Annotated in this window: 1 protein-coding gene and 1 pseudogene; one reads left to right on the forward strand and one right to left on the reverse strand. The window is 35.4% G+C overall.

What is annotated here, in order from left to right; translation table 11 throughout:
• A pseudogene (locus tag H6G26_RS41545) lies at nucleotides 1-348 on the forward strand (hypothetical protein); the annotation flags it as partial.
• A 331-nt stretch (nucleotides 349-679) separates the two neighbouring features.
• Here H6G26_RS41545 and H6G26_RS41550 read toward each other — a convergent pair.
• On the reverse strand, nucleotides 680-1,093 hold the full coding sequence (locus tag H6G26_RS41550) for a response regulator (protein ID WP_242054417.1): 414 nt from the start codon (nucleotides 1,091-1,093) through the stop codon (nucleotides 680-682).
• Between the last annotated feature and the right edge of the window lie 679 nt (nucleotides 1,094-1,772).

Genomic DNA, 1,772 nt, shown 5'->3' on the forward strand with positions numbered 1-1,772 from the left:
CTTTTCAGAGCGGATAATCCCATAGATGTCTTGCACAACACGACCTACAAAAACTCTCAAGTTTTGACAACAGGTGAAATATTCATTAACAAAGCTAATGACGTAGATGTAGAGAACAGTATCTTTTTCGGCAAAGGTGGACAACCCATTAACCCGATCTCCAATTCTACAGGTTTCTCTTTTGAAGATAACCTTGTTTACAATGGCAGTTTCAAAAATACAGGAAGCGGAAGCGGTAACATCATTGGGCAAGACCCTTTATTTGTTAACCCAGCAAGCGGTAACTTTGATTTGCAAGCCTTAAGCCCTGCAATTATCGGAGGAACAACATTAGGAATTATTGATTAGAGAGTAATTTAGATTTATTGCTCCCCTTAAAATTTATGGCAAAGTACTACATTTCTGGAATAGCTAATATATGGTATTGGATTGATTTTCGTCAAAGTATTCTTTCAGTGGTGCAAAATCTAAAAGGCAACAAAAAAACTATCCTTCATACAGGTTAGGGCATAGATAAAAAATACTATATTCCATGCTCTAGTGATTATTCTCGATAATACCAGTTTCCATAAAAGAAAAGATATCTTAGTTTCTCATTCAGCAAAGCTTATTCACAAGCAAAAAGCGAAATTGTTTAATAAAAAATAGATTTGAGTTATATATCGCCGCCTCAAATATTTTAAGCGCATGATGCAATATGTTCAGTAACGAGGTTTGATAAAACTGCTATTAACTCATCTGGATCAAATGGTTTTGTCAGGTATGTAGAAAAACCTGCATTTAGAACCAGATGACGCGTTTCATCTGACGTACACGTTGTCAAAGCTATGGCGGGAATTCCCTTGATTTTTTGAGTGAGATTTCTAATTTGGCGAATTAGCGAATAACCATCCTCAACTGGCATCTGGATATCGCAGATAAGAATGTTTGCTTGCAATAGCTTGATTACATTGAAAGCTTCATAGGCTGAAGTTACAGCCGTTACTTGTACATTATACTGTTCAAGGATAAACTGAATTAATTCCAGGTGATCCAGATTGTCATCTACTACTAACACCCGCAATCCTTTCAAGGTTTGTAGATAATTCATCATTAATTAGTAAACTTTTTGGCTATGAAGCTTGCTCACAATGTAGCTGCTTTATATCAGCTTAACATCATGTCATCTACCATAAGGCATAAACTCAAAACCTTTCTTAAGATATTAGACCAAGCTTATACAAGTGTTATCCAAACATTAAAGCTCAGTTAAGGTTAAAAGTAGTCAAGGCGTATTTTGCCGCCATGCGTCGTCTGAAAATCATATTTCAAAAAACTCTTTTATCACTTTGTTGTTATAGGACTGTAAGCGTGATCGCACTTACCAAGATACTGCTTGCTGCGTAAGCGCTCCAGTAACTTCTACTACCGAAAGTAAATCGATCAACACTGCCCTCAATGCCAGCCGATGACGTATTAACTAAATTGCCAAAGTACAAGTAATAACTTAGTTATTTTCAAGTATCTAAAGATAGTTACATTAGAAGATTTATTCAATAACACTATCCTTAGATAGATATTTTATCTACCTGGGTCTTTTTTTTCACAAGCTCATGAAAGCTATTTGCAGGCGATGTTCCGTGATAGTTATGAAAAACATTTCTGTTTGTTTACAGAGATAAGTTTCTCAGTATTTATTTAAATACAAGCGCACACTAAATCTTTGAGATCCCAATGCATACCCAGGAATCAACCAATTATTTTACCAAAGTAAAAATTGGTCAGACTTATCG

Origin of the sequence: Nostoc sp. FACHB-888 (assembly GCF_014696655.1) — a bacterium.
Taxonomy (GTDB): Bacteria; Cyanobacteriota; Cyanobacteriia; order Cyanobacteriales; family Nostocaceae; genus Nostoc.

Bases quoted from the DNA above. Each gene is read 5' to 3' on its own strand.
- H6G26_RS41550 (WP_242054417.1), bottom strand. From the start codon at position 1,093: ATGATGAATTATCTACAAACCTTGAAAGGATTGCGGGTGTTAGTAGTA.